The organism is Ornithinibacter sp. (assembly GCF_035443565.1).
GTDB lineage: Bacteria > Actinomycetota > Actinomycetes > Actinomycetales > Dermatophilaceae > Fodinibacter.
In genome coordinates this window covers 1-3,332 of the sequence record NZ_DAORSO010000199.1, presented here as the reverse complement: position 1 = coordinate 3,332, position 3,332 = coordinate 1, and the positions used below count along the sequence as shown (strand labels likewise).

Annotated in this window: 4 protein-coding genes; 3 read left to right on the top strand and 1 reads right to left on the bottom strand. The window is 70.0% G+C overall.

Annotation, left to right across the window (positions count from 1 at the left end):
* Positions 1-41 precede the first annotated feature (41 nt).
* Complete coding sequence (locus tag PLL68_RS13250) at positions 42-275, bottom strand: hypothetical protein (RefSeq protein WP_324534836.1); 234 nt, start codon at positions 273-275, stop codon at positions 42-44.
* Between the two features lie 75 nt (positions 276-350).
* On the opposite strand from PLL68_RS13250, the gene PLL68_RS13245 reads away from it, so the two are divergent.
* The 3 genes from PLL68_RS13245 to PLL68_RS13235 are packed head-to-tail and all read left to right on the top strand — an operon-like array spanning position 351 to position 3,193.
* Positions 351-1,268: a LysR family transcriptional regulator gene (locus tag PLL68_RS13245; RefSeq protein WP_324534834.1), complete on the top strand. Its 918-nt coding sequence runs from the start codon at positions 351-353 to the stop codon at positions 1,266-1,268.
* Positions 1,269-1,311: 43 nt separating this feature from the next.
* Positions 1,312-2,085 carry a ParA family protein gene (locus PLL68_RS13240; protein WP_324534832.1) on the top strand — a complete coding sequence of 258 codons (774 nt, stop codon included), beginning with the start codon at positions 1,312-1,314 and terminating at the stop codon, positions 2,083-2,085.
* 55 nt (positions 2,086-2,140) lie between these two features.
* The gene (locus PLL68_RS13235) at positions 2,141-3,193 is read left to right on the top strand and encodes an NAD(P)-dependent alcohol dehydrogenase (RefSeq protein WP_324534830.1); all 1,053 of its coding nucleotides are present in this window, start codon (positions 2,141-2,143) and stop codon (positions 3,191-3,193) included.
* Positions 3,194-3,332: the final 139 nt, after the last annotated feature.

Here is a 3,332-nt window from a genome sequence, read left to right as displayed (position 1 = left end):
CGTGGGGCACCCGGTGCGCCGCCACGTCCTCTATCGAACGGTCAGGCCGTGAACGCGCGACGCTGGTGGTAGGTGCGCAGGTTGTCCATGAGGACGTCGCGGATCATCTCGGCCTCGGGGGTGTCGTGCGAGTCCACGGAGGCGAGGAGGTCCTCGATGTCGGAGGGGGTGCGGTAGTTGGCCAGGTCGGCGCGCAGGGCGGCTTCGGCGGCGCGGGCCTCGCGGCGCTCGCGCAGCTCGTCCTTGACGGTGGTCCACAGGGTTGAGGTGTTCATGTATCCAGTGTCGCGATCCACAAGTCATGCGTCCAATGAAATCCAGACATACGAACCATGCGGTATGGTCATGTAATGGACACTGACGCCCTGCGATGGTTCCAACTCGTGGCCGACGGCTACACCGTGACCGAGGTCAGCGAGGTCTTCGGCGTGAGCCAACCCGGGGTCTCCCGAGCACTGGCCCGCCTCGAGAAGGAGGTTGGCACACCGTTGCTGCGCCGATCCGGCCGGGTCCTGCGGATGACCCACGCCGGGGCGGCCTTCAAGCGCCACGTCGACTCCCTCGTCAACGACCTCGACGACGGGCTCGCCGCGGTCAGTGAACTCGTCGACCCCGAGGCGGGCGTGGTGACGCTCGCATTCCCGCTCAGCCTGGGGTCGTGGCTCGTCCCGCGCCTCATCACCGACTTTCGCCGCGGGCACCCGCGGGTGAAGTTCGTGCTGTTGCGCACGGCCGTCGGTGAGAGCGGCCGGGTCTCCCAGCACCTCGCGACCCGCTCAGCCGATGTCGAGCTCACCACGCACCGCGTGCACGGGCCCGACGTCGAGTGGAGGCGCGTGCTCGTCGAGCCGCTGGTCCTCGCTGTCGGGCTCGGCCACCCGCTCGCGGCCCGCGACGAGGTGTCTCTGAGCGACGTCGCCTCCGAGCCGTTCATCATGCGGCGGGCCCCCTCGGGCATGCGGGGCCAGACCCTCGACCTCTGTCACGCCGCAGGGTTCGAGCCGGAGGTCGAGCTCGAGGCCGACGACCTGCTCACCGTGCGCGGCCTGGTCGCGGCCGGTCTGGGCGTGGCCGTCGTGCCGGCGATGGGGTTGCCGGCTCCCACGACGTTCGCCCGCAGCCGCCTGCTGCCCATCGTGGACCCCGGGGCGCAGCGTGAGGTGGGTGTGGCCTGGGTTCGTGGTCGCCCTCTCCTGCCCTCGGGGGAGGCCTTCAGGCACTTCGTGCTCGCCGACGGGGCATTGGACGGCCACGCCCACCACGAGTGACACAATCGGGGCCACTGCCCGCGGACCCCGGAAAGGCTTCCCGATGGCGCCCAAGCGCAAGGCCACGATCATCGCCCTGGCGAACCAGAAGGGCGGAGTGGCCAAGACCACGTCCGTCGCCTCGCTCGGGGCGGCGTTCGCCGAGCAGGGTCGGCGGGTCCTCCTCGTCGACCTCGACCCCCAGGCCTGCCTGACCTTCAGCCTCGGTGTCGACCCCGACACCGTCGAGTCGTCTGTGCACGACGTGCTCGTCGGCGGAGTCGAGGTGGCCGACGTCATCGTGCACTGCGAGGAGGGCATCCACCTCGTGCCGAGCACGATCGACCTCGCGGGAGCCGAAGCCGTGCTGCTCTCGCGCCCGGCCCGCGAGTACGTGCTGCAGTCCGCGCTGGATGCCGTGCGGCGCGACTACGACATCATCCTGCTCGACTGCTCACCGAGCCTCGGGGTGCTGACGCTCAACGCGCTCACCGCGGCCCAGGGCCTGATCATCCCGATGCCGTGCGAGATGCTCGGCCACCGCGGGGTCGGCCAGCTGCTCGACACCGTGCGCGACGTCAAGCGCATCCTGAACAAGAAGCTCAAGGTCATCGGCATCCTCCCGACGTTGTTCGACGGCCGCAGCAACCACGCGCGCGAGGTGCTCGACGACGTCGGTGAGCGGTACGGCATCCCCGTCCTGTCACCCCCGATCCCCAAGACCGTGCGGTTCGCGGAGGCCCCGGCCGTGGGGCGTTCCATCCTCTCGACCTCGCGCACGTCCAAGGGCGCCAAGGCCTACCGCGAGGTCGCGGCGTCCCTGCTGGCAGCGACCTGAGCACCCCCCTGCTCGCACCGGAATAAGCAGGGTGCTTCGGACGTACTGTGCTGACATGCCCACCACGACACCTGCCCTCATCGCCGACTCCGCGACCTCCGGCTTCCGCCAGGGGACCATCGAGCGCCGCGACCTGCGCCCCGACGACATCCGCATCGCCATCGCGTATGCCGGCATCTGCCACTCCGACATCCACACCGTGCGCGAGGAGTGGGGCCCGGCGCACTTCCCGCTGACCGTCGGCCACGAGATCGCCGGCACGGTGCTCGAGGTGGGCGCCGAGGTGACGCGGCACTCCGTCGGTGACCGGGTCGGCGTCGGCTGCCTCGTCGACTCGTGCGGTGAGTGCGAGCCGTGCAAGGACGGCATGGAGATGTTCTGCACGAAGCCCTCCGTGGGTACCTACAACTCCAAGGGGTACGACGGCGAGTGGACGATGGGCGGCTACGCCCAGGAGGTCGTCGTGAGCGAGCGCATGGTGCTGCGCATCCCCGATGCGCTCGAGCTCGACGTCGCCGCGCCGCTGCTGTGCGCCGGCATCACGACCTACTCCCCGCTGCGTCGCTGGGGCGCGGGCACCGGCCGCTCGGTCGCGGTCGTCGGTGTCGGCGGCCTGGGACACATGGGGGTGAAGATCGCTGCGGCGATGGGCGCCACCGTCACGACCATCTCGCGCTCGGACGCCAAGGCGGCGGATGCCGTTGCGCTGGGTGCGCGTGCCCACATCGCCACGAGCGACCCGGACGCGATGCGCGCGGCCAAGGGCACCTTCGACATCGTGCTCAACACGGTGAGCGCGGACATCCCGATCGCCGACTACGTGCGACTGCTCAAGCCCAACGGGGTCGTGGTCAACGTCGGGCTCCCGCCGTCGCCGTACTCGATCTCCCCGGGGTCGCTCATCGGTGGCAACAAGGCCGTCGCCGGGTCGTCGATCGGTGGGATCGCCGAAACCCAGGAGATGCTCGACTTCTGCGCCGAGCACGGCATCGCCGCGACGATCGAGGTCGTGTCAGCGGCCGATGTCAACGAGGTCTGGGACCGGGTGGTCGACGGTGACGTGCGCTACCGGGCCGTCATCGACACGAGCACCATCACCCCGGCCTGACGGTCCTGCTGCCGCGGGACTGCACGACGCAGACTGCACGAAATCGGGGTGATCACCCCGACTTCGTGCAGTCCACCCGTCGTCAGTCCAGCCGAACGCGCTCGCCGACGCGCGGGACCACCGCTGTCCAGCCCAGCTC